General features: G+C 59.6%; 16 protein-coding genes. 9 read left to right on the forward strand and 7 right to left on the reverse strand.

The genetic code is table 11. The annotated features are described in order from the left end of the window. The first annotated feature begins 521 nt into the window (after positions 1-521). The 3 genes from BV106_RS38725 (at position 522) to BV106_RS20540 (ending at position 4,295) form a co-directional block, all read left to right on the forward strand. Complete coding sequence (locus tag BV106_RS38725; protein WP_265595900.1) at positions 522-914, forward strand: hypothetical protein; 393 nt, start codon at positions 522-524, stop codon at positions 912-914. A 431-nt stretch (positions 915-1,345) separates the two neighbouring features. Beyond that, positions 1,346-3,532: an RHS repeat-associated core domain-containing protein gene (locus tag BV106_RS20535; protein ID WP_038167734.1), complete on the forward strand. Its 2,187-nt coding sequence runs from the start codon at positions 1,346-1,348 to the stop codon at positions 3,530-3,532. A gap of 31 nt (positions 3,533-3,563) precedes the next feature. Beyond that, entirely contained in the window at positions 3,564-4,295 is a 732-nt protein-coding gene (locus BV106_RS20540) for a hypothetical protein (protein ID WP_038167736.1), read from the forward strand. A gap of 449 nt (positions 4,296-4,744) precedes the next feature. Here BV106_RS20540 and BV106_RS20545 read toward each other — a convergent pair whose 3' ends face one another. The 7 genes from BV106_RS20545 to BV106_RS20595 form a co-directional block, all read right to left on the reverse strand. Beyond that, positions 4,745-5,872, reverse strand: a complete 1,128-nt coding sequence (locus BV106_RS20545; RefSeq protein ID WP_038167907.1) for a sialidase family protein — start codon at positions 5,870-5,872, stop codon at positions 4,745-4,747. A gap of 5 nt (positions 5,873-5,877) precedes the next feature. Continuing rightward, complete coding sequence (locus BV106_RS38730) at positions 5,878-13,470, reverse strand: FAD-dependent oxidoreductase (protein WP_051946113.1); 7,593 nt, start codon at positions 13,468-13,470, stop codon at positions 5,878-5,880. 124 nt (positions 13,471-13,594) lie between these two features. Further along, positions 13,595-14,053, reverse strand: coding sequence for a hypothetical protein (locus BV106_RS20575; RefSeq protein WP_038167738.1), 459 nt, complete (start codon positions 14,051-14,053; stop codon positions 13,595-13,597). Between the two features lie 20 nt (positions 14,054-14,073). Further along, the gene (locus BV106_RS20580) at positions 14,074-14,628 is read right to left on the reverse strand and encodes a GNAT family N-acetyltransferase (RefSeq protein ID WP_038167739.1); all 555 of its coding nucleotides are present in this window, start codon (positions 14,626-14,628) and stop codon (positions 14,074-14,076) included. A gap of 23 nt (positions 14,629-14,651) precedes the next feature. After that, positions 14,652-15,899, reverse strand: coding sequence for a sialidase family protein (locus BV106_RS20585; RefSeq protein ID WP_038167741.1), 1,248 nt, complete (start codon positions 15,897-15,899; stop codon positions 14,652-14,654). A gap of 68 nt (positions 15,900-15,967) precedes the next feature. Next, on the reverse strand, positions 15,968-16,717 hold the full coding sequence (locus tag BV106_RS20590) for an SGNH/GDSL hydrolase family protein (RefSeq protein ID WP_038167742.1): 750 nt from the start codon (positions 16,715-16,717) through the stop codon (positions 15,968-15,970). A gap of 82 nt (positions 16,718-16,799) precedes the next feature. Further along, on the reverse strand, positions 16,800-17,978 hold the full coding sequence (locus BV106_RS20595) for an acyltransferase (protein WP_038167744.1): 1,179 nt from the start codon (positions 17,976-17,978) through the stop codon (positions 16,800-16,802). 138 nt (positions 17,979-18,116) lie between these two features. Between BV106_RS20595 and BV106_RS20600 the strand changes: the two genes are divergently transcribed. From BV106_RS20600 to BV106_RS20625, 6 genes are all read left to right on the forward strand, one after another. Further along, positions 18,117-19,196 (forward strand): substrate-binding domain-containing protein, encoded by a 1,080-nt coding sequence (locus tag BV106_RS20600; protein WP_038167746.1) that lies wholly within the window; start codon positions 18,117-18,119, stop codon positions 19,194-19,196. Positions 19,197-19,356: 160 nt separating this feature from the next. Beyond that, entirely contained in the window at positions 19,357-19,893 is a 537-nt protein-coding gene (locus BV106_RS35950; protein WP_265595901.1) for a sigma-70 family RNA polymerase sigma factor, read from the forward strand. A 17-nt stretch (positions 19,894-19,910) separates the two neighbouring features. Continuing rightward, positions 19,911-20,411 carry a hypothetical protein gene (locus BV106_RS20610; RefSeq protein ID WP_038167747.1) on the forward strand — a complete coding sequence of 167 codons (501 nt, stop codon included), beginning with the start codon at positions 19,911-19,913 and terminating at the stop codon, positions 20,409-20,411. Positions 20,412-20,430: 19 nt separating this feature from the next. Then, complete coding sequence (locus tag BV106_RS20615; RefSeq protein WP_265595902.1) at positions 20,431-21,888, forward strand: hypothetical protein; 1,458 nt, start codon at positions 20,431-20,433, stop codon at positions 21,886-21,888. Positions 21,889-21,893: 5 nt separating this feature from the next. Next, complete coding sequence (locus tag BV106_RS20620) at positions 21,894-24,401, forward strand: PSD1 and planctomycete cytochrome C domain-containing protein (protein WP_038167752.1); 2,508 nt, start codon at positions 21,894-21,896, stop codon at positions 24,399-24,401. A 90-nt stretch (positions 24,402-24,491) separates the two neighbouring features. Continuing rightward, a complete protein-coding gene (locus tag BV106_RS20625; RefSeq protein ID WP_265595903.1) occupies positions 24,492-25,895 on the forward strand; it encodes a hypothetical protein in 1,404 nt (467 codons plus the stop codon). Positions 25,896-25,906 lie beyond the last annotated feature (11 nt).

Raw genomic sequence — 25,906 nt, forward strand, 5'->3', positions numbered from 1 at the left:
GGAAACAATTGGGTTGCTGCACAGAAAAACGAAAATTGCAGGGCAAAGATTCCATCGAGGAAGGCTATCGCAAAATAAGATTGGATACGGGAAAATGTGATAGCTGCATCGACCATGCATATGACGTGCTCAGGAAGGTGGAAGTTCCACCGTGCTGGATTTGCGCCACGACGACCGGACTATTGCTTCCCAAAAACATTTGGGGGTCAACCTCCCTATGGACCTCCTTCATTAGATTTGCGAATGGAAATTGGCAAAATCACGCAGTGGTTGTGTGTGCAACTTTTGACAGAACTGGGATAATTCAGTCAAAAGTCGTGCTGGACAGATCGTTTCATCCAGATGAAGGCCCCATTGGCGCGAAAGAATTTGAGACTTCTTGGCACGTATACTATGTGCTCAGAGTCAAAGACTCCTCGGGTGCGATACGAATAGTCAACTCCTACCAAAGGGCTGTAAATACGTCGAAGTAGTCAAAGAACTGGGAAGCGTCATTGATTTCAACCTGGAATTGATAGTATATGAAACCTTGGATATTGGCCGCCACTGCGTTTACTCTAGGTCTTGCTATTGGTGAAGTGGCCAACATTCCACCGAGGACTGCCGACAATCGAGCCCAAAACTATCTTCGTTTGCTCTCTATATACGCTCTAGCCAAGCAATATGAGCATCACCATGGTGCGCTGCCTTCAACAATGGTCGACTTGGAAAAGTGGTGCAGATTGAATGCGACACGTGAGGATATCTTTGAGGAGTCTGAGTCTTTTGTTACGCCATCAGGTGATCTTAGCACTTGGAGGATCCGTTCAAAAGGGGAGAAGAAAGATGTCTTTATTTACTATAGCAAAGGACAATCGAGCGACGTGAACCTTGGTGTTTCCTTTGATGGGGAAATTAAAAGTGACAACCCATAGCAGGCCGTGCCAGCAGACTGCTTCCCGAAAAATAAGCACCCAAACAAGCGTCTCGTGAGCAGCGGCTTTATGGGCATGCTCTCTTACCATCCGAACGCGTCAACACACGGTCCCGCCACCATCCAGTGTTGGTCCCCGGCAACCGTTGGGGAGGGTTAACGCGGTGTTTTTCAACCTGCCTCTTGCACACGAAAAAAGTGACAACCCATAGCAGGCCGTGCCAACAGCCGCCATTGCGAAAAATAGGCACCAAAACAAGCGTCTCGTGAGCAGAGGCTTTGTGGGCGTGCTCTCTTACCATCCGAACGAGTCAACACACGGTCCCGCCACCATCCAGTGTTCGTCCCCGGCAACCGTTGGGGAGGGTCAAGCGGTGTTTTTCAACCTGCCTCTTGCACACGAACCGGGTTAGACACGCGACTTGTCTGGCTATGTCTCTGCACCTCTACCTGAACGGTGGCCGCCAGTCAATGGATGGTGGAAGCAAAGGGGCTCTGGGACTGCCCCGCGAGCGCTGCAAGCTCAACGGCCTCAAGATTGACCAGTACGACAACTACACCGGCGGCTATCACCTCCGGCCAGATTCCCATTGGACCTACTCGTTTGACGGCCGCGGCCAGGTGACGGGCGCCCGCAAGCGCACGGTCACTAACGTGAGCACGGGCGCGGCCTTCCTTCTAGGAGGCTGGGATGCCGCCTACAACTATGATGACATTGGCAACCGGACCACCTCCCGCTTTGGGGGTGACGGCCAGGAGTCCAGCCCGGTGGGCAGTGAGGATGTGGGCTATGAGGTCAATGCCCTCAACCAATACACGGAGATTGATAACCCCCGGGCATTCTTCGTGACAGGCAGTGCTCCTGCGGCCTCCACGGTAGGCATCACCCTCAATGGTGTGGTCGCCAACCGGGTGGTGCCGCACTTTTGGGCTCGCCAGGAAGTGGCTGGTACTGGCCCCACTTGGGCCGACGCGACCTTGTTGGCCACGAGCGGCAGTTCAACAGTCACGGTCCCCAAGCATACCTATGTGCCTCCTGCCGTTGAAACCCCATCCTACGACGCTGACGGCAATTTGGTGTCGGATGGTCGCTGGCTGTATGCCTGGGACGGGGAGAACCGGTTGAAGGAAATGACGACCCAGGCGGCAGCTGTGTCAGGCGGGGTGCCTGACCTCCGGTTGAGTTATGCCTATGACGGGCGGAGCCGTCGCATTCGCAAGCTGGTAGAAGAGAAGGTGAGCGGATCGTGGGTAACACGTACCGATACACGTTTTGTGTATGATGGGTGGAACCTCATGGCAGAGGTGGAGTATCTGGGCACGGCTCCCGATGCCCCACCAGCAACCAGCGCCGCCCCTCGTCCGTTCCTCCGCCGGACTTATCTGTGGGGACAGGATCTCAGCGGCAGTTTGCAGGGCGCAGGCGGCGTCGGCGGTCTATTAGCGATTACGCGGCATGAGCATGGCGCGGTGCCCTCAAAGGACTACTGGGTGACCAGCGACCTGAACGGCAACGTCATTGGGCTCATCACCGAGAACGAACTGCGCGCCTTGTATGAGTACGATCCCTTCGGCAAGCCGCTGCGGGTGAGCGAACCTGAGGAGGATCTGAATCCGTTCCGGTTCAGTACGAAGTACACGGATGCCGAAACGGGGCTCTGCTACTACGGCTACAGGTACTATGACGCGGTGCGGGGCCGGTGGATCAATCGGGATCCGATTGAGGAGCGGGGTGGGTTGAACTTGTATGGGATGGCCAAAAATAACCCAGTGAAGAGATGGGACTATTTAGGTCGAGTGTCGCCAATTGACTCAATTGGGGGGTCTGTCGCAGGAATTGGCGCAGGACAGGTTGCTGGAGGAATCAGCTCGATGGCTGGACTGGCTGGACTAATTGCGGAGCTAACAAATGAGGAAAGAGTTACTTACTTGGATTTCAATAGCGCAGAAAGTACAAGAATAGAAGCTGCAGTAGATACGTTTGATGCAGATCATCGTGCGCTCATTAAAGAATTGACTGGTGTCGTTGCAAGGGGGCGGACGAAGTGGCCTTTTTGTCCATGTGCAAATTACTCCAAGACATCTACGTGGAGCGACGGGCGCCCTTCGATTGGATTTTCCACTTTCATATCACGAAAAAGCGACTATACGCCTGCCGAAGATGCTCGGGGGCTTGACTATGCAAATGCGTATAAAAAATTGCACCCGAGTCAAATAACAAATAATTCACATATTGTTGCCAATCAATTCTGGGGCACTCACAAGAAGAACAATATTGTATTGGCAACGGAGAGGGCCAACCAATCCGGCGGGGGGATGTATAGAGTGGAGTCGCGTATCAAAGACCTTTCCAATAATTTGAATCAAGTTTGTTTCACAGCAATTCCCGTGTATCGCCGAAATGGGACTCCGACCAATCTCTCGACAGTCAAGGCTCCTATTGGCATTGGGGACTGGCGTCCCGCGCCATTTGCTGTAATGTACTTTGTAGCAGTCGACAGTTTTACTACAGGTGCTACGACATTTTACCAATTTAGCACAGGGAGATTGCCACGAATATACGGCTACGATGAAGGAGATCTGTTCTCAGATGAAGCTGTCGTTTTTCCATTGAATTGAAGTCCATTTGGGAGGATTTGTATTTCTAACTATGTCCATTAAATTTATAGACGCTCCAATAATCGGGGGGGTGGTTTTCGATGAAAATTTGTTAAGGCAAATTGAGGCTTTGCAAGGGGTTGCTGATTCCGATTTGCTGACAATTTATCGGACCATTGGGTGTGGCTCATTCTGCCGAAGGATTGACCTGTTCAATCTGACTGCAGCTGGGCCATTGCCGGATGCAGATTTTTTTGGGGAAGAAATTGATTTATCTGGGGCTTTAAGAATCGGTCATGAATGTGATGGAATTGATATTTTGGCCACGTCTGTTGATCGCCATGTGCGATTTCACACGGTTGTTTGGAGTATGCAGCAAGTTTATTCTTTTGCATCGCTCGAAAAAGCGTTGCTTGGCGTGGGCGAAATTTCAGGTTTGAAAGGGTTGTATATCCGGCCCTTTCATGTTTCAGCGCAAAATTTCACTTATTTGTTTGAGATTGGGGCGCCCTTTGAATTCACTGTTGACTCGATTATGGAGTGCATTGGCGAGGGGGGGAGCATTTCGTATTATTATGGGGAGACCTTAGGGTGGGGGCATCAGAAAAATGCTTGGATATGTAATGACTCGCGGGAGCTATTGCTGGAGGTTCATGACTCAGAAGTGACTAGGGTTCGTCTAATTTGTGATAAGAGAAACTCTAATATTGGTAAGCATTTTTATGCTGATTGGCTTAGGTATTGCAAAGTGGCTGGTGGTCCGCCGCCAGAACGGGCAATATAGAGAAAGCGACATCCAAAAGTGACAACCCATAGCAGGCCGTGCCATCAGACTGCTTACCGAAAAATAAACACCAAAACAAGCGTCTCGTGAGCAGAGGCTTTATGGGCATGCTCTCTTACCATCCGAACGCGTCAACACACGGTCCCGCCACCATCGACTGTTCGTCCCCGGCAACCGCTAGGGAGGGACAAGCGGTGTTTTTCAACCTGCCTCTTGCACACGAACCGGGTTAGACACGCGACTTGTCTGGCTATGTCATGGACAAGATTTCGGCAGGCCGGTTGCTGTCAAGAATCGCACGGGACCGCCTGCATGTCTTTGACCAGTTGGACGGGTTGGGGTCACCAAGCTTTGAAACGGTCAGGTGGAACAGGGCAAACCATAGCTGGCTGTGCCTTTGGCACTCCCGTGTGAAAAAAGTACGGACACCAGCTCATGTTATGCTGGGACTAGTTCTTGATCAGAGCGTCCGTCTCCGCGAGCTTGAAGCGCACGCTTACCACGGAGTTCTGCTCTGGGCCTTCGCGGTACTTGACGTAGGTGGTCGCGACGATGGTCCCATCGGGCAACAGCTCCATGCCTGGGTAGCCACAATCGCCAACATTCCGCGCATGGCTGTGCAGGAGCTTGATCCGATACTGGCCCGGACGCGACTGGCTGATGTCCTCATACTTGCCTACCCATGCTACGAAATGCCCGCGCGTGGGACTCTTGAGCGCCTGATCACGGAAGGCGATCACAAGACGGCCATCCTTCGTCTGCACGCCCGCGTGGCGATCGCCAGTGAGGCCCCACGGCGTATCGATCGGAGTGCTCCATGTCTTCCCTTCATCCCGGCTGAACATCATCAGGCTGCGGCCCTTGTGAGTATTCTCTCGCATCAGGCAGCAAAGTTCGCTGCCGTCGGGTGAGCGGAAGACATAAGGTTCGCACGGGTTTTTCCCGTCGACCTTCGCGACCACGTGCGGCTCAGACCACGAGACACCTCCATCCGTGGTGATGGACTGGAGCACTTCGAGCGGTGCCTTGTCTTTGCCTTCGGGCCCGCGGTGATACAGTCCGAGGTGCGCCCCGTCGCGCAGCTTCACGATGCTGCTGAAAGTCATGACGCACGGAAAACCGAGCTCGGGCATTTCCAGCCACGTCTTGCCGCCGTCCTCGCTGACGATGCGTGGCATCTGCGGATGCGCGGAGAAAACCCAGAGCCGGTCCTTTCCGCCCTTGTCCACGAGACGATAGATGCTTGGACAGTTGCGGTGCTTTGAGTAGTTGGGGGGCAGCTTGTCATCGAGGCGCGTCCACGTGAGACCCGCGTCATCGCTGCGCGCCATCGGTCCGCTGGTGCCGCCGTGGCCGAGGGTCCAGACCGCGTAAATCGTCTTCCCATCCGGCATGAGCAGAGTGGTCGGATGACCTTGATAGGTTTCCGCCGATCCTCGCGCAATGACAACTTGTCGCGCGATATCGTTGGAAAGATCGACCACAGGCAGCGGGGCATCGGCGGGCCTCGTCTCCTCCGCGGAGGTGATGCACGGGCTGAACAGCCCGAAAGCGAGAAGGGCGAGAAGGGGTCTCATCGTCGTCATGGAAGGGTGGTGAACCATTTCTGTAGCGCTGCGCCACGCGTTGCTCCGACTTCCGGCGAGGCCTGGCTTTCGGCATCGCGAACCCGTTTCGCGAGTTCCATGGGCTGCAGTTTTCCGGCACGCAACGCAACCATACCATTGTCCCAGACCTGCCGAACCGCCTCTGTCAGTGGTTCGTCGAGGCGCGCATGGTAGTCGGCGAAGAAACCCTTCGTGCCGAAGTACTGCGCGGCGGCGATGGCAGGATGGTCGGCGGTAACCTCCACATCATTGAAGAAGCTGATCATCACCCGGTTCGCAGCGAGTTTGCGGATCACGGCTTCAGAATCGAGCTGTCCGGGAGTCGTCTGACCTTTGACCGCCAGCGCCGCGGCGAATCCGGCACTTTCCCCGAGCTGCATCCAGACCGGCTCCAGACGGATGCTGCCCCAGCCGACGTGCGATGCGCTGATGGCGACGGGCACGAGCAGGTTTTCGACTTCCCTCGAAAGGATCGAGCGATAGGGCACTTGGGCGGGGCGTGATTCTTCACCGAGGAAGAGGATGCCGTCGGTGTTGCCGCCGGGAATGCGGTGTGGCAGGCAGGCGACGGAATCCACCGGCCAGTCAGTGATGGCGATGCTGTCCGCATGAACCGGCGTACGGGCAATTCCTTCGGCAACAACGTTGTCCTGCTCCTTGAAAACGTATCGCCCGACGAGTCGGCGTGCTTCTCGCACGTAGATTTCATACGGTGCGTGGTTGTTGTCGGGGAATTCATCCGCCGCGAGGCCGTAGCCGGCGAACTGCTTGCGCTCCTTTTCCGGCGCTTCGGGATCGTTCTGAATCCACCACAGGCGCATGAGCATGCCTTCGAGATAGCGTCTCGAGATTTCTTCACGTTTGGGCCAGTCGGCGGCAGGATAATCGTTTTGCGGGCCGATGAGGCGGCCACCGTTCCACGCGACTTTGCCATTCGGCAGATTTGGCACAAAACCACCGCCGCCCGCAGCCCTGGCGATGCTCGCATCGTAGTTTGCGGGCTTCTCGACCATGATCTTGTTCGCCGGATCACGCGTGAGGACAAGACGGTAGTTATAGGACATTACGGAACCATCGGCCGCGCCGCTTTGCGGCCCTTCGAGGATGTCGGCGGTGGCGTGACTGTTGTAGCGGATGTTGAGCGTGCCTTCATCGGCGGCCTTCGGGAAGCCGCGCTGGCCGGGCTCCTTGTGACGTTCCTGCGTGTAGATCACCCCCGCGTGCTTCTCGCCGTACTGAGCACGCGACTCGCGGCCGATCTGCGTCTTCACACCTGCGGCCGCCATGAGGTCGCCCTCATACATGCCGTCAGCGAACACTTTGCCAATGACAGTTACTGTGTTGTCGCCATGCATTGGCTTCAATGTGACTGACTTGATCAAAGCGCCATCACGCTCCGCCTTCGTGACGACGTGACCCAGCAGCACGGTCAGTGACTTCTCGCGCCCGACCATCTTGTTGAACAGCATCTCCGCAATGCGTGGCTCGACCTTCGGGCGGTCGATGTGCGCACGACTCGTCTTGCTGGGCATGGAGGCAACGTGCTGCGGCGAGCCTTCACCGTAGGTCTTGCGATAATAATCTGCCGCGCCTTCAAGCATTTCCGCGTAGAGCGGCGCGCGCTGGCCGTCATAGGGGGCCTCCCATCCGCCTGCGCCACTGGTGACGAAGCCGCCAAGATGCTGCGTGTGATTCACGAGCAACACGTTCAATCCCTCACGCGCCGCGCGTACCGCACACGCGATGCCGCCTGGAGTACCGCCGATGACGACAAGGTCGTAGGACTTTTCGTTCACGTCCGACGGCTTTGCCGCGCTCTCCAGAAGCATCGGCGGCGGAATTTTCACCGGCACAGTCTGCGAGCTGCTCTCCATAGGAAAGCTCGCACTCGAGCGAGTGTTGCGCTCCGCTGCCGCTTCGGGCTCAAGCACGAGCTGCAGGGCGTCCACGATCACAAAGCCATCCGCATTTGCATTGGAAATTTCGATCGTGCCGGCCTTCCCTTTCGCGAAGGAAAAGGTGCCCAGCGGCCGCGGGATGCCGTCTTCAAGGCAAGCCTCGCGCTGGTTCAGGGCAACCGTCTTTTCCCCCTCCACGCCGCGAATGGTGATGGTGGCGTTGCTCGCACGATTGCTTGCCGGCACATAGAGGAGCCGCAGTTCGTAGCGGCCCGCCTCCGGGATCGACGGGGTGAACTTCGCCGTCGCGAGCTCTTTCTTGCCCCTGTCATCAAGGCGATACGAGGAGCCGACGAGGGGTGTCAGCTTTTCTCCGACCTTCCACATCCCCGTATACTCAGCTTCCCCGTCATCGAGCAGGATGCCAGCCGCCTTGCGGTTTGCTGGAGCCTCCGCCGTCGTTTTCGGCATTTTGTCCGTTTCATCTAGTTTGAAGCGCACGCTTACCACGGAGTTCTGCTCTGGACCTTCGCGGTACTTGACGTAGGTGGTCGCCACCACGGTGCCGTCTGGCAGGAGTTCCACGCCGGGGTAGCCACAGTCGCCGCCCTTGTAGCTGTGCAGGAGCTTGATGCGGTACTGGCCGTCCTTGCCGGAGGTGATGTCCTCGTACCGACCCACCCAGGCGACAAAGTGGGTGCGGGTGGCGCTGCCTGGGCCAGTGTCGCGGAAGCACACCACCATGCGCCCATCAGGCAGGGTGCGGATCATGTGACGGTCGCCATTCAGGCCGGGAGGTGTGGGCTTGGGGGCGGACCAGGTGCGGCCCTCGTCCTCGCTTGTCATGTAGAGGGAGATGTGTTTCACATTCTCCCGCATCAGGCAGAGCAGTTGTTTCCCATCGGGCGAGCGCACCACGGCAGGTTCGCAGGGTTTGAGGGGGCCCAGGTCGAGGAGCGTGCGCCACGGGGTCCAGGTGAGCCCGCCATCGGTAGACTCACTCTGGGTGATGATGTTGGAGGTCTTGTCCTGCGTTTCGCCGGGGCGACGGGTATTGGAGAGACCGATCAGTTTCTTGCCGCCTTCCACCGGGACGATGGTGCAGAAGGGCATGACAGTGAGGAGCCCGTTGGAGGCCATTGGGGTCCAGGTCTTGCCCTCGTCTGTGGAGAAGGATTGCTGCATGTTCTTGTCCGGACCTTGTCCGGCGAAGACAAAGAGGCGCGTGTTCCCCTGGGGATCCGTGAGGCGGTAGAGACTGGGGCAGTTGCGTACTTCTTTCCAGTTCTCTGGGACGGGCAGGATCTCGCTCCAGGTCTTGCCACCGTCGTCGCTGCGCTTCATGGGGCCGCAGCCACCGCCATGGCCATAGGTCCACACGGCGTACATCGTCTTGCCGTCCGGCAGCAGCGTGGTGGTGGGGTGCCCCTGATAAATTTCTGGCGTGCCCTGGGCGATCACCACCTGACGGGTGGTGTCGGTGGAAAGGTCGATCGTCGGCAGTTGGGTCACCGCAGGCTTCACGGCCTTGTCTCCCTTGGCAATCCAGTCCAGCGTGAATTTCGCCAGCGTGAGCCGCTTGTCCCGTTCATAGAAACAGAGGCCGGTGCCATCGGGCAGCACGGCCAGATCGGAGTAGGCACTGCGCCCTGGTTCGATGGTCCGACCCACCTTCCAGGTTTTGCCGTCGTCCAGGCTGAGTTTCAATGAGACATTGACCCGGTCACCGCGACCGCCGGGAACTTCCTGGGCCCGCTCGTCCAGCTTCAAGCTGTGGGGGTTGGAGAACACCAATGCTCCTGGCTTCTTGGGGAAGGCGATGATGCTGCCCATGCAGATGGGCTCCCAGAGGGATTCCTCGAACTTGGGCGTGGACCAGCCCGTGGCCCCGTCGGCACTGGTGGTGACGAGGCGGCGGCTCTTGAGGGAGGTGCTGCGGGCGTTGAGCATGACGCGACCATCGCTGAGCTGGACCGCCGCAGTCTCGTTGGGGTTTTTGAAATCACCTTCGTTGGGCAGGGCAATGTCGCCTGACTTCCAGGTGACCCCCTGATCATCGCTGTATATCGTGCCGGTCACGGAAGGGCCGTGATCGCCCTCCTTGCCGTAGGCCAGCCACACGGGGACGAGAAGGCGGCCGTTCCGAAGCTGGATACCATGTCCGGGTCCGGTGGCCAGCACCTTCCAGTCGCACTTGGGTCGGAAACCTTCGAAGGCCGCCGTGATTTCTACGGGTGCCGAGAAGGTCAGACCGTCGTCCTCACTGCGCATGTAGAAGCAGCGCTTGTAGTTCAGGCAGTACAGGAAGTGGACGGTTCCGGTCTTGGCATCCACGATGGCCACCGGATTGTTCACGGTCTGTTCTTTCTCGCCGCCTTCTTTCTTGTGCGGGTTGCCCTCGTCGCGGGCTCCCTGGTGGGCGATGTGCTGGGCGGGGGAGAAGGTCTTGCCGCCGTCGGTGCTGCGACGCAGATGCACTTCGATCTCGCCCCAGTCTGCCGCGCTGGTACGGCGGGCCTCGCAATACGCCAGCACCGTACCCTTTGGCGTGACCACAATGCCAGGAATGCGGTAGAGGGAGATGCCATTTTCCCCGCCGACGAAAAGGTCTGTCTTCTCCACCTCATCTGCCGCCGGTGCCGCAGGGGCGGGATCCTTCCAGTCATCGGTGCGGAAGGGGGAGGCGGGCAGGCCAACGCCATTGACGAGATTGCCTGTAGGGTTGCTGGCCCAGGCGTAGCGCACCGCTGCTGGCTGAGGCACTTCGGGGTTCGAGACCACGACAGTGCGGCCGGCGATGGAGGCGGTGGCGGGTTTCCACTGGCGGTCCGCACCGGCAATCAAGAAGTCTTTGAGCGGCCCGTCCTTCGCTATCAGTCCTCTGTCGGCATGGTTGAATGTGACGGTCACCTTGTCTCCCTCGATCTTGTGCTCGGCTGGCAGGGGGCCCGAGTAGGACAGCAGTTTTTCGCGATACACTCTATCCAGCGCCCAGAGCGCGAGGCGGTTGCCCACGGCGGACTTGTTGCGGGGGTGGTTGTCATTGGCTTCACCCACGTCCACCGTGACGGCCATACCGGTGTTACGGACGGAGAGCGTCTTGAGCATGGCTTCCCTCACGAGGGGGCGGTAGTCCTTGCGCTCGAAGTTGGGGAGCTGCACCCAGGCAAACGGCAGTTCCCGTCCCCAGCGGGCGCGCCAGTCTTCGATCAGAAGGGGAAGCTGCTTGTCATAGAGCCGGGCTTTCTCCTCGGTGGCGGTGTTGTGCTCGCCTTGATACCAGATCACGCCACGGATGCCATAAGGCAGCAGCGGATAGATCATGCCGTTGTAGAGGTTCGCGGGATGGTTCTGATCGGTGGAGGGTTGGGTTGGCTCCTGGGGTTTGCGGGGCGGGGGATTGCCAGCCGTCTTGGCCTGCTGCACGCGTGTCTTCCAGGTGGCCAGCGCTTTTTCGTAGGATGCCTTTGCCTCGTCGGGTTTGAAGGCGGCGTCTTCCGTCTTCCACCGCTCCAGTTGTGCCTTCAGCTCAGGCACCTTCTTCTGGGCGTCCTCGCTGGTCCAGGCGGCGATGTCTGTGCCACCCCAGGAGGAATTGATCATGCCCACTGGAACCTGGAGCTTGTCCATCAGATCCCGGGCAAAGAAGTAGGCCACGGCGGAGAAGTTGCCCACGGTTTCAGGAGTGCACACCACCCAGGAGCCTTCGCATTCCGCCTCGGGTTCGCGGCTGGACTGTTTGGCCACCGTGAAGACGCGCAGAGTGGGGCGGTTGGCAGCGGCGGCTTCTGCAGGGGGATACTGGCCGCGGCTGAAGAGGTAGGCCATGTTGGACTGGCCGGATGCCAGCCACACTTCGCCGACCAGCACGTCCTTCACACTGAGCGTTTTCGTAGGGCTCTTCACCTCCAGCGTCTGTGGTACAGGGGATGCGGTGAGGCGGCCGAAAACGACGCGCCATTTGCCATCAGCAGTGGTTCGGGTGGCCTTGGTCTGGCCTGCCAGGGTGACAGTGATGGGGGTGCTGGGTTCTGCCCAGCCCCAGATGGGGACGGCAGCGCCTGCTTGCACCACGGCGTGTTCTGAGAAGAGGGCGGCGAGGCGCACTTCCGCCGGCGGGGGCTTCGGCCAGTCGTCACTGCGGAAGGGGCCGGCAGGGAGGCCGGCGCTGTTGTAGAGGTTGGCTTGCGGCCAGTCTTTCCAGGCATAGCGCACGGCGACTGGTTGGGGGATCTCGGGGTTCGAGATGATTACATGACCGTTCTCCAGGCGTGCGGTGGCGGGCTTGAAGTTGCGGTCTTCACCCGCCACGAGAAAGCCCGTCAGCGCTCCCTCGGCTTTACCATCCGGACTGGTGGCGAGGCCATCGGCCGTGTTCTTAAATGTGAGCACCAGGTTGCCATCGCGAGGTTCGGCTTTCTCCAGCGCGGGACCCTGAGCGACCAGTTTTTGTTCGTAAACATCGTGAAGCGCCCAGAGCGCCAGGCGCTTGCCCACGTCTTGTTTGTTCTTCGGATGCACGTCCAGGGCCTCGCCGATGTCGATCGTCACCGCCATGCCCGTCTTGGGCAGCTTGAGGTTCCGGGTGTAGGCCTCGCGGATGTCCACCCAGGCGTCGTTGCGTTTGATATTGGGCAGTTGCACAAACCCGAACGGCAGATCACTGCCCCAGGTCTTGCGCCAGTCATTGATCAGGAGGGCCAGTTGTGCCTCGTAGTAGCGGGCTTTTCCGGGTTGGGCATTGGCCTCGCCCTGATACCAGAGGATGCCCTTGATGGCATAGGGGGCGAGAGGGGCGATCTTGCCGTTGAACAGGTAACCGAGATTGGTTGAGCGATTGAGCGTTTCTGCCGGATCGCGGGGCTTGCGTGGGATACTCTTGCCAGCCTCTTTTGCAGCCTTCACTTTCACTTCATAGTCGGCCAGTACCTTCTGGTATCGCTCGGATTCTTCAGCGGCGTTGTAGTGAGTCTTGATCTGCTCCACGCCCGCGACGAAGTCCTTCAAGGCCGGATCGGACAATTGGGCCTCCTTGCGAGTCCACGCTTCAATCGGGGTGCCGCCCACCGAGGAGTTGATGACACCGACAGGGCGACCCAAGACTTGATGCAATTGCCGGGCGAAAAAGTAGCCTGGGGCGGTGAACCGGCCGACGGCTTCGGGTGAGCACACCACCCATGAGCCTTTGGCTTCCTCTTGTGGTGTGTTTGCACCGCGGGAGCCTTCCGTGAAGACTCGTATGCTGGGGAAGTTGGCGGCGGCCTTTTCTGCGGCGGCATCTTTGGCCCCCTGCACCATCATGGCCATGTTGGACTGGCCGGACCCGAGCCAGACTTCGCCTACCAGCACGTCCTGGATGGTCACTGCTGGGGAGTTGCTTCCTTTGACCGTCAGCGATTGAGGGTTGGAGCTTGCCTCCAGCGGGGTTAGGGCCAGCTTCCACTTGCCATCGGCGCCCGTTTTGGTGGTCTGCGTCTGCCCGGCCACCGCGACGGTGACATCCTCGCCGGGAGTGGCCCAGCCCCAGACCGGTGCGGACTGGCCGGACTGAAGGACCATGTGGTCAGAGAACAAGGCGGGCAGCCGGAGTTCTGCGGCCTGAAGCAGCGAGCCGCCCAGCAGGGTGGCGGCGATGCCCGGGAGAAGCTTGAGGAGCGTGCGGCGGATCATGCAATGCAGGGTGAGGGGTTGAAGCGCGGTTCCGGTAACGCGCCCAAACACGGCGAAATAGCGCAAAACGTCTTGCGCGGACTGGAGATATGATTTGACCAGTGGGCGTCAGGGCAAACCCGGCTTACCACTTGTCACGTCGCTCGAGCTTTTTGCCGTGGGCCTGTAGTCGTGCTTCAATGATCGGCACCACTCCCTCTGGGAGTTGGAGAAAACCGGCATGGATGTCGATTGACCGTCCCTTCCCGTCGGAGAGGCTGAGAACCGGCGTGTGAGTGTCGAGAGTTTCGCAGGGGCCCAAGGTTGCAACGGCGATATCGGAAAAGCTCAGTGTTGTTTCGCTCCAGATGCCCACGAAAGTGAGAGACTCCTCTCGCAGGATGAGTCGTTGCTCAGGCTTCCGAATGAGGAACCAGCAGTGTAGGGCCAGCATTAGCAGGCACAGAATGCCGTCACCGAGAACGACCCAGATGGGAGCCCCGAAAACGGCCAGCCCCATGCCGACCAGAACATTAACTCCTATGACCACCCAGCCCACCCATGGGGCTTGTTGCATCAGGGGCAATGCGATCGTCTTGGTCATCGTGTGGGAAAACTCGTGATTCAGCTTCGATCACCGAGCTGGAGCAAGTAGTGTTCATACCGCTCATCATCAAGTGATGGCACATCCTGAAAACCCACCCGGTGGAGGACCGCCTTGGATTTGTCGTTGCCCCGCTTCGTCCGAGCGGTCAGCGAACGAAACCCCGCTTTCGCGGCCTGCTGGCACATCAGCTTCACCGCATTGGTCATCACTCCGCGATGATGCGCCGAGGCCCAGTAACCTGCTTCTGCTCCTTCGACGTCGTTGCTTTTGATGTCGCATGCAGCGACCACTCTCCCGGCTTCATCCTGAACCATGAAGGAGAAGTGGGTGTTGTGATCCCAACCTGCGTGCGTCCACGTGATCCAATCTGCGGCGTCGTTCTCCCGGTAAGGCTCACCCTCAAACCGCTGCCTGAACAGCAGGTCATACACCAGCGGCTCATTGGCACAGCTTGCGATCTCCAGGAGTTGGTCCGGGGTGGGCTCAATCTGATCCCCGCTGACCAGGAAATAGGTGGCACCCGTCAGGGCATTCTGAAAGGGAAGGCGCAGAGGGTGGGGGAAGTTGATCATGCTGCTGCGATGGTGGCACCATATCACCGGAGAACCGGGGTGCTGGCAAGACTCTCTCTGCCGGAAGTCAGCCACTCCCAGTTGTACCTTGCGAAGTGCAGTTCGTCCCAGTAGTGCGTGGTGCCCTTGTCTCCCCGTTCGTAGATCATGCCAATGGTCTGGTCGTCCAGTACCCCCAGGTCGGCATACGATCCCGGATGCGGCCAGATGGTGCGGCCGGCGCTCCAGGTGGCCCCTTCATCCAGGCTCCAGCGCACCGTGAGATTGTAGCGCCCGTAAGGATGCTCCGGTTGTCGATACGGAGAAGCGGGGCTGGCAAAGAGCAGGCGATTGACGGTTTGCCCCTGAGTCCCTGCCAGCGTGAATCGCTCCACCGGACCATGGCAGCGGGGAGTGATCAGTTCCTCCTGCCGATGGAATTCCACCCAGGTCTCGCCACCATCACGGCTCACGGCGGTGAGGTGGCGAAGGTTGTCAGGTGCATCTTCGCTGCTCTCGTTGCGGGAGATCACCCGGAGGTCGCCGTTGGCGAGCTCCACGATCTGGCATTCGCTGGTGTTCAGTCCGATGTTGCCTCCGAGCTTCCAGGACTTGCCCTGATCGTCGCTGTAGAACGTGTGGGCAAAACTCCGCAGTCGTCCCTTGCCGATGTCTTCCCGATGCCGGGCTGGGACGACGATTCTTCCTGCTTTGGCACCCCGCTGGAGCTTGAGGACGGTGTTGCCAGGTCCGATCCCATAACGCTGCGCCCAGTTCTTTTCCCATTGGGCCATGCGTCCTTTGGGATTCTTCGGCGGCTTCGCATCTTCGTCGGACTTGCCCTGGAGTTGATCCCAATCTGGACGGGTGACTTGGGAGTGAATGGACAGGGGGCCTTGCCAGGTGACGCCATGGTCGTCGCTGGTCAGCACATGGAAGGCCTTCTTGTCGCGTAGGAAAAACAACCAGATGCGCCCATCGATCACGCCCACCGTGATGTCGGTGGTGACGTTGTCGCCATCGTCCAGAACGATTGCTTCCTCGCCCCAAGTCCGTCCCTGGTCGGTGCTGCGTTTGAGCACGATGTCGTGGTTGCCAATATCGCCCGGACCATCATTGCGCCGCTCAGCGATGACGAGCAGGTCTCCGTTGGCCGCCTTGATCAGCGAAGGGATGCGGTAGTTGGGCCTGTTGTCTGGGGTTAGAGCAAAGACTGGGGCCGTCTCGAAGAGGGGCTCGGCCTGAGATACCGGAGCGATCAGGAGAAACCAGAAGAAGGAGAAGAACCGCATGGACGTTGGGGGAGTGAATTTTCTCCCGCCAACGTCCCAACAACCGATCATATTGCACGGGATCTGCCTTACTTCTTGGCAGGCAGTTGAGCCTCGATGCTGGCCGCTACGGCCTTCGCCAGCGTCTCAGACCCTGCGGGCGTGAAGTGCACGTCCTTGGGGTTCTGCAACTTCGCCAACTTGGGTTGGATCTCGCCGTACAGGTCATCCACAGCCACGTCGTTCTCCTTCATGACTTTCGCCGCGATGTCATTGTACTCGGTGACGCTGCCAAAAGTCCGCGGAGGATTGAGGGGACCGTCCGGGATGGGGGTAGTGGTCGCCCAGATGAGTTTCGCCTTGGTGGCTTTCATCTGAGTCACCAGTTTACGCAGGTTTGCCTCGTAATCGACCGGCTCCACCTGCCGCTTCCCATCGGGCATGTGTTTGAGATCATGGATGCCCCAGTTGAAGTGGATGACGTCCCATTTATCTTTTCCTCCGGTGTTCAACCATTTGGTGAGATTGGCGACGCCGTTCTTCGTGGGGCCGCCATTGGTGGGGATGCGGTGCACATTGGCTTTCCCCTCCAGCAGTTTACGCACGGGCAAGGTGTAGCCGATGGAGATGGAGTCACCGATGATCAGCACGCGAGGCAGACCGGGGACATCCTTCACTTCTCCAAGAGCGGGAAGGGGAGTGGGCTTGGCTCCCTTCTTGGCGGCGGGTGCGTTGGGATCGTCCGGCAGGGGGACGTCTGCCGGGGCGGCGGCGAGAGTGCCGAGCAAAGACGCTGCCAGGCAGGGCGCAAGGAGGAGGCGTGAGATGAGCGGATGCATGGTATCGAGAACGGCACAGGCAAATCGGAACTTAGCGGCAGCTGCGGAGAAACCTTTCCTGATGTGCGGATTTCGCAGGGGATCAGGGGGACTGGTCGTGTGGTGTGTTTGAGTTTGAAGGGCTGAGGTCTTGTCCCTGGAAGCATTTTCGCAATCTGGCTCCAACATGAATACTGGGGCGTTCGATCCACCTGTAGCCTAAGTAGGCGACTGTAAGGATGAAGGGGTAGAGGGCGGAGCACAGCACGAAACTCGTCAGGGGTGATACGGCGGAAGAGGGATGAGCTCGGGTCAGTAATTGCCAGAATTTTATCAGTATCGGTTGGTGTATCAGGTAGAAGCTGTAGCTCACCATCCCAAGAAAGGTGAGGTGCCGGGAGAGGAGTCGGGAGGCAATGGAGCCCTGGATGTGCCATCTGCCGGACAGCAAATGCTCAAAGGCTATCCCAGTAGCCAGCGCTGCGATGAGAAATGAGAATGGAGCACTGGGTCTCGCGAGGGGCGCAAGCAATGCGCCGCCAGCGACCAACGGGAAGGGGATTCGGGACAGCCAACGGGCACGGGAGTTACTGATCGCTTCCTGAGCAATGTACGCTCCGAGTGACCAGCTGAACCAGTAGGCGAAAGGCGAGCCTGCGATCAGCATGGGCAGGTGCTGCTTCTCGGAGGTTAGCAAGTGTGCATCGATGAGCCGAATAAGAACCTCGCAGATGAATGTGACCACCAGACTCGGCTTCCATCCGAAGCGCTGGCTCAAGAGCACGAGAGCCGGGTAGATCAAGTAGAGTTGGAGCTCAATGCCAATGCTCCAGAATGACGGGTTGATTCCAAAGAAAGTACCCTCGTTCAAATTGTGGACGGACAGGACGTGAGAAGCCAACTGCTTGAGTCGTTCTCCGGATTCGATGTGCCATGCCCCCCAGGGCCATAAGAAAAAGAAGGTCGCGACTGCGAGCAAATACGGTGGATAGATGCGGAAAAATCTTCGGAGGAAGAATCCAGACCATCCGGATTCATTGCTGCGCACATGACTCAAGTGAATGCAGAAGCCGCTCACAACAAAAAAGATGGCAACGCCGTAGGAACCGTAGGTAAATGGATAGAGGACAAGGAATGACAACGGAGCATTCCAATCCCGGAAAAGCCCGTCCCACTTCAACTGGTCAAATCCAAATGATGTTCCCAAAACGTGGAACAGGAAGACGCCGAGGATGGCAAGTCCTCTCATCACATCAACAAACGGCAGGTTCGATTTTAGCATTTGAGATCCGTGGTCGAGGGATTTCCCCGCGGGCCAACGCTAGCAGGGAATCTAAAGAATCCAATGAAGAGAGCTCAAGGGGAATGGATGCCGGTCAAAAGTCTTGACCAGTCTGTATCGAGATGGTGAGGTAACCGAATGTCCGCCCCACCTATCCGCCCCTCGAAGACATCCTTGATCGTGGAGACTGCGAAGGCGTTGCGTATTGGCATTGCTTCAGGGCAATGGAAGGGGCATCTGCCGGGGGAGCGAGTCTTGTGCAACCAATGGCAGGTCAGCCGCCCCACTCTGCGAGCGGCAGTCGAGTTGCTGAAACGTGAGCATCTGCTGGAGGTGGGGCAAGGAAGGCGGACTCGAATCCTCACGCAAGCTGGGGCCGAGGTATCTCGCCCGCTCACCGTGGGATTGCTCAGTCCTGAGTCCCTGGAGTCATTGCCGCCGACTGTGATGCACTGGGTGGATGAACTGAGAAGCCATCTGGCCGCCTCCGGACAGGTCCTGAAGGTGACTGTGGGGAAGGGGGGCTTTGGCAAAAAGAGCCCGGTTCAGGCGCTGGAGGTCATCACCTCCGGCTCACCGGCCACGGTCTGGGTGCTATACCAGGCCACAGAGGCGATGCAGCGCTGGTTCGAGGAAAGTAGATTGCCCTGCGTGGTCGTGGGGTCCACCTTCCCTGGTGTGACGCTTCCTTCCGTGGACCGGGACTACCGGGCATCCTGCCGGCACGCCGTGGGGGCGCTGGTGCAGCGCGGTCACCGGCGGATTGCATTCTTGCTACAGGAGAACCGCTATGGCGGTGATCTGGAGAGCGAGGCTGGTTTTCGCGAAGGCGTGGCCGCAGCGGTGCGGCGAGAGATCGCTGGTGAGATCGTCCACCATGATGGGACTGTGGATGGCATCTGCACCTGTCTGGACATCCTGCTGGCGGGACGGGTGCGTTCCACCGCCCTACTGGTGGCTCGCTCGGGATATGCCCTGACCGTGCACTCCCATCTGCTGCGACGCGGGGTGCGCATCCCGCAGGACATGGCCGTCCTCTGCCGGGATGATGATGCCTTTCTGGACTGGGTGGTGCCGCGCATGACCCGGTATGCCGTGAGTCCTTCCGCGTTCGCGAAGCGGATTTACCACATGGTGATCAAGCTGGTAGAAGAGGGGAGGGTGAAAGAGACGGGGGTCAAAGTGGTGCCTGCCTTCCTAGGTAGGGAGTCAGTGTGAATCCCACAGGGCAGGTCCATGTGACAACTGTCCGGCGCACAAAATTTGCGCTCCTCAGTGAACCTTTTTTCAGGCAGACTCCACGTAGAGTTTGAAAGGAGGCGCTGGGCGACCGGTGCCGCTGAACGATCACCCATCTGTCTCGTCCTCGCACTCTGCCGTGGAATCTGCCCCCCATCCGCCTTTGCTCGAGCGCCTCTTCAGTGAGAGCTCCGGGGACCTCTCGCGCTACTTCACCCGCCGCCACGGGGCGGGTGAGGCGGTGCAGGATCTCGTGCAGGAGACGTTCCTTCAGATGGCCCGGAGCCTGGAGGATGGGCGGAATCTGGAGTGTGCGCGGGGCTACTTGTTTGGCATCGCCCGCCGGATCAGCCAGGCTGCCTGGACCCAGCGGCACAAGGACCAGAACGTCATTCCGTTTGATCCTGAGTCAGCGGAATCCCACGGTGAGGCTGCTGTCGTCGTGTTGCCGACTGATGATCGAGTCACGGCGGCTCGCGAAACCATCGCCGGGCTGTCTCCCCTGCAACGGGAGATCCTGGACCTGCGATTTTCACAAGATCTTTCCTACGCCGAAATCGCTCAAGTACTGGGCATTCCGGTCGGCACGGTCCGCTCCCGGCTGCACCACGCCGTGGCGGAAGTGCGACAACGTTTATCGGCGGACGCTGCTGACTCCGCTCCTTCCAACCCTTAGCAAAAAGACTGTAGCCTATGAAAACACAAGAACTTCAGGCCCTGATCGTGGACTGGCACATGGGAGAGCTCCGGCCCGAGGTCGAGGCGCTGCTCGAAGCCTACCTGGCCCAGAATCCCGCCGCCAAAGAGGAATCCAGGCGGATCGAGGAAACTCTGGCGGTGACGAAAAAAGCGGTGCAGGCACATCCCGAACTGGTGCCCTCCGCGGGAACCGATTTGAAGGAGGCACCCAAGGTGGGCGTTCCAGCCCGGCACTCTCAACTGCCGTGGCTGAAGATCGCTGCGGCGCTGGCGGTAGCCGGTGGGGCTGGCCTTATGGGCTTCCAGTTGGGCGCGGGTAGTGCCGGCACGCAGGGCGGACTCGCATCTGGCAAGGCAGAGAAGGCCCAGGGCAAGGTGCAGGAAGTTCGTCCCGCCCTGGCGGCCAACGTCCCGCCCAGTCCCTGGGCGAAGTACCGGATCTCTGGCAACAACGATCGCCAGGGTCTCCTTTTCACCCGAGTGGAAGGAAACTGATCGAAAAACTTTGAGTTCGATGAAACGGATATCCCAGTTTTTATTGTTGTTGGGCGTGGTCCTGATGACCACCGGTTGCCTTCCTCACGAGCGGGTCTGGTGGTCCCCTGATGGTTCCCGGGCTGCCGTTCTGCTGGAGGACGGGTTACATGTGCTGAAGCCTGGTGATACGCCCGGGACGCCGCTGGTGGCTGGCGGTTCGCAAACTGCGGAGCTGCCAGGCGGGGTAAGCTGGCTGCCAGACGGGTCGGGATTTGTCGTGGTGCGCAGTCGTACCTTCCCCACCTGGGATCTGGCCCGGGTCCACATCCCGGCCAAAGAGGTGGAGGAAGTGGAGCGCCTCTCGCTTGGAGTTCCCGGCATGGTGGAAGCTCTGATGGCATCGGGCGTCGCGGCTAAGACGTCGCAGGAGCTGCTCCAAGGCTCTCCGCTGTCGAAACGCGGTCCCCAGATCGCCGCCTTCCTTTGCACCTACGAGCGCAAGAAGCAACTCATCGACGCGATGCTCAAGCGCAGTCCTGCCGGTCAGGAGTTGATCAAGCAGCTCGATGAGGAAAAGACCGAACATGTGGTGCATGAGATCTGCGTGGTGGATCTCAAGACGGTGAAACCGGGCGGGGCGGAGCCTCGCGTTCTCCTGCGCAGCCTGCGAGATCTGACCTCGCCCAAAGTTTCCTCGCGCCATGCCACAGTGGCGTTTCTCCGGTTGATGGATGAAGATGAATGGGCTTCGCTCGAGGTCTGCCCTCTAAAGGGAGGGGAGGCTACGGTGCTCGCCCAGCAGGTGGGGGTAAGCTACGACTGGAGCCCGAATGGGCGCTCGCTGGTGTACACCGGGGCCTTCTCTGGGACTGGGAGTGTGATGCGCCGCATTCACCGGGTGACGGCGTTGGATGAGCAGGGGGACCTTGCCACTGAGGAGGTCCGGCAGAATTCGGACAATCTGGCGCTCGCCGTGATGCCAAACCCGTACCGGGTCCAGTCTCTACCGGATGGCCGGGTCCTGTTCTCCGCCCTGCCGCTGACGCTGCCGATGGCAGGGACGGAGCCAGAGGTCGAGTCGCGCCTCTACATCATCTCGGAGGATGGCAAGACCCTGACGCCCGTGCCAACCGCGCCTGGAGGTCTTCCTGGTGATCTGGGCTACTTTGTGGTCTCTCCGGATGGAAAACGGGTGGCCGTGGCGGAAGGTGGCTCTGATGCGGTGGCTGTGGTGGATCTGGGTTCAGGTAAAACCACCATCGTCTCCCCGGCACATCCCGAGTGGCGGTGCCGTACCTTGCCCTCCTGGAAGTCCTCAACAGAGCTCACCTTCGCGGCACTCGATGGCACCCCGGCAGTGCCCCGCTGGATGATCTGGTCTGAGGAGTCCGGCACGCGCAGTCTCAGCGCCTCATGGCCAGCACAAAAGACTGAGAATTGGCTGGAACAGAAGGACAACAAATCGCAACCCGCCACAGAAACCAAGACGCCGTGATCCTCATGCGCCGCAACCGCCTTCCCTTCTGCCTGGCGGCAGTCTCCCTTCTCGGGCAGTTCTCCGCCTGTGCAGATGACGCCCCCGCGGAAGGTGGGGTGCGGTTCTTTGAAACACGCATCCGCCCTGTGCTGGTGGAGCACTGTTATGAGTGTCATTCTGCCGAGTCGGGGAAGGCCAAAGGCGGTTTGGTGGTGGATACCCGGGAGGGACTCTTGCATGGGGGAGAGGGCGGTGCGGCTGTGGTGCCTGGTGATGTGGTGAAAAGCCGTCTGCTTGCCGCGGTGAAGCATCTGGAGGCGGATCTGGAAATGCCCCCGAAGAAGCCAAAGCTTCCTGCAGGTGTGATCGCCGATCTCGAAGCCTGGATCAAGGCCGGTGCTCCAGATCCCCGTGTGGCAGCGGCTGCCCCGCGTCCCTCCTCGAACATGGATCTTGAGGAAGGTCGCCAGTTCTGGAGCAACCGGCCTCCGGTGATGGGTGCGCCCCCGGAGGTGCGGGACAGCAGTTGGCAGCGACAGCCGCTGGATGCGCACATCCTGGCGCAACTGGAGATTAAAAATCTCTCGCCTTCTCAGGATGCCCGGCCCGCAGTGTGGCTGCGGCGGCTCCACTTCGATCTGACAGGGCTGCCACCGTCTCCAGACGAAACAACTGCATTCGTGGCCGGCTGGCAGAGGGCGGAGGCCGGCGGTCCGGGGCCCGAACTGGAGGCGCATCTGGCCGAGACGGTGGACCGGCTCCTGGCCAGCCCCGCCTACGGAGAGCGCTGGGGGAGGCACTGGCTGGATGTCGCGAGGTTCGCGGAGTCCAATGGTCGGGAGTCCAACCTGACCTTCCCTCATGCCTGGCGCTACCGGGACTATGTCATTGATGCCTTTAATGGTGATGTTCCTTTCGACAGGTTTCTGCTGGAACAGATCGCTGGAGATCTGCTGCCCGCTGCAAACGACTCGGAGCGGTCCCGGCTCCTCATCGCGACAGGCTTCCTGGCGATGGGGGCAAAGGGGCTCAATGAAATGAGCAAGGCACAGTTCGCCGCCGATCTCGTGGATGAACAGGTAGATACGGTGACGCGGGCAATCATTGCCAGCTCGGTGGCCTGCGCACGCTGCCACGATCACAAATCTGATCCGTATCGCATGGAGGATTATTATGCGTTGGCTGGCATCTTCCGCAGCACCCGCACCTTCTATGGGACCTGGATCGATTCCGAAAACAACAACGGCGGGGAATTGCTGAGGCTGCCCAGTCTTCCTGGACAAGTCATTCCCAACAAAGCTCTGCGTCCCGGGGAGGTGTCAAAGCTAAAGGCGGATCTGGCAACGCTCAATCGTGAGGAACAGGAGCAGAACGCGATGGTAAAGAAGGCCCTGGAGGAGGGGCGGGACATCAGCAAGGACTCCTTCAAGTTTCTCCAGAATGCCATCCGCATCTACTGGAGTCGGGGCGGCATCGAGGGGCGGTTGCAGACGGTGGATGATTCAGGACGCGCGTTGCCTCTCTGCATGGGCGTCCAAGATGTGGCTCCGGACAAGGTGCAGGATGCCCCGTTGCTTGACCGGGGCGACATCAGTCACCCAGGGGAAAAGGTGCCCCGGGCCCTGCCGGCGGTATTCCGTGAGAAGGGGCAGCCGGCCCAACGCATGCCAGGGGATCAGAGTGGGCGGCAGGAACTGGCCCGTTGGCTCGGCAGCAGGGACCACCCGCTCACGGCCCGGGTGATGGTGAACCGCATCTGGCGTCAACTTTTCGGCACGGGGCTGGTGCGTACGGTGGACAACTTCGGTGCCAGCGGAGAGGTGCCAAGTCATCCCGCCTTGCTGGACGCCCTCGCGGTCCAGTTCATGCAAGAGGGGTGGTCGGTGAAGTCGATGGTGAGGGAGATCGTGCTGTCACGTACTTACCGGCAGTCCGCGATGTACCGCGCTGAAGCCTACGATCAGGACCCTGACAACCGGTTGCTCTGGCGCATGCGCCCCCGCCGTCTGGATGCGGAGGTGATTCGTGATGCCATGCTCGCTGTTTCCGGGAACCTGGACAGGTCGCGGCGCCGGGGCTCTCTGGTAGCCGAGCTGGATGGGCAGTCGGTTTCGCTCATCGGGTTCAATGAGAAAATCCCCGCTGACCTGGATGGCTCCCGTCACCGGTCGGTGTACCTGCCGGTGTTGCGGGACCAGTTGCCGGATGCCTTGCAGACCTTTGACTTTGCCGAACCGAGCCTCGTGTCCGGGGACCGGGATGTGACCAACAACTCCCTCCAGGCGCTCTACCTCCTGAACGGACGATTCGTGCGCGAGCAGGCGGAGGCGCTCGTCAGCCACCTGCTTCAAAAACCGCTCTCCACAGGCGAACGCATTCGACTGGCGTTTCAACTCTGTTTTACCCGTGAACCGGATGAGACAGAACTGCGTCTGGCCCAGCAATACCTAGAGACGGGGGAGGAGTCGGAAAGCTGGACGGCCTTCTGCCAATCCCTGCTGGCCACGGCAGAATTCAGACTGGTGGACTGAGCTGCCGCTCCGTTGCGAACTTTACCCTGGTCCGGTCGCCCTCGGCATCGGGCGCTTGTTTGCCCCTCTTCCAGAATTCCTTTGATACCCATGAAACAACTGATTCCAGTGCTTTTGAGCCTGACGATTTGCTCTCTCCCAGGAGCGGAAGCCCTCGCGGTGCCCTCAGGCCTTTGCCGCATCCAGGTGGTGGACAAGGAGAACGGCTGGCCGGTGCCGCTGGTGGAACTGAGGACGGTAAACCAGCAGCGATACATCACGGACAATGCCGGGGTGATCGCCTTCGATGCGCCCGATCTTCTGGGCAGGCTGACTTGGTTCGATGTGATCGGTCACGGCTACGAAGTCGGCAAAGACGGCTTCGGGATGCAGGGGGTGAGGCTGACCCCGGTGGCGGGGCAGACTCTGAAAGTGGAGGTGACCCGGACGAACATTGCCCGCAGGCTCGGGCGGCTCACCGGAGCCGGGCTGTACGCGGAAAGTCAACGCCTGGGCGAGATGCTGGACTGGCAGGAGCAGGGCATCGTGGGCTGCGACAGTGTGCAGAATGCGGTGTACCGTGGCCGCATGTTCTGGGCCTGGGGGGACACGGCCATCCCTGGCTATCCGCTGGGCGTGTTCGACATGAGCAGCGCCACCACGCCGGTGCAGCCTCTGGATCGGTTCGAGCCACCATTGAAGCTGCGGTTTGACTACTTCAGGGATGACAAGGGTGCGGTGCGCGGGGTGGCGAAGATGCCGGGAAGCGGGCCGACCTGGGTGAGCGGTTACACCTCGCTGCCGGACAAGACGGGCAAGATCCGTCTGGTCGGCTCCTATGTGAAGATCAAGTCTCCCATGGATGCATATGAAAGCGGCCTGTGCGTGTGGAATGAGGAAACAAACGCCTTCGTCCAGCACAAGGTCCTCTGGAAGCAGGACGCTGCCCACCCGAAGCAGCCTCCCATGCCCTCCGGGCATCCGGCGCTGTGGAAGGATGAGCAGGGGAAGGAGTGGGTCTACTTTGGCGACCCTCTCCCGGTGTTGCGCTGCCCGGCCACGTTTGAGGCCTGGGAAGATGCTGCCCAGTGGGAGACGCTGAAACGCCAGGAGTCTCTGCGAGGCACCGGCGGACAGGACAAGGTGGTGCCTCACAGTGGCTCCATCGCGTGGAATGCCTACCGGAAGCGCTGGGTGAGCGTCTTCATGGAGAGCTTTGGCAAGCCCTCTGTCTTCGGTGAGTTGTGGTACGCGGAGGCAGACCATCCCACCGGACCATGGGGCCCGGCGGTAAAAGTGGTCACCCATCAGAACTACACGTTCTACAATCCGCGCTTGCACCCGGAGTTCACGCCGGAGGGATCACCCATCCTCCTTTTCGAAGGGACCTACACCATGCAGTTCGCCGATCACGCGCATGCGACGCCGCGATATGACTACAACCAGATGCTGTACCGGCTGGACTTGGACGATCCGAAGCTGTCCCCTGCAAAAGAACTGCCCAAGCCGCAGTGAGGGTTCAGTCG

The organism is Verrucomicrobium sp. BvORR106 (assembly GCF_000739655.1).
GTDB lineage: Bacteria > Verrucomicrobiota > Verrucomicrobiia > Verrucomicrobiales > Verrucomicrobiaceae > Verrucomicrobium.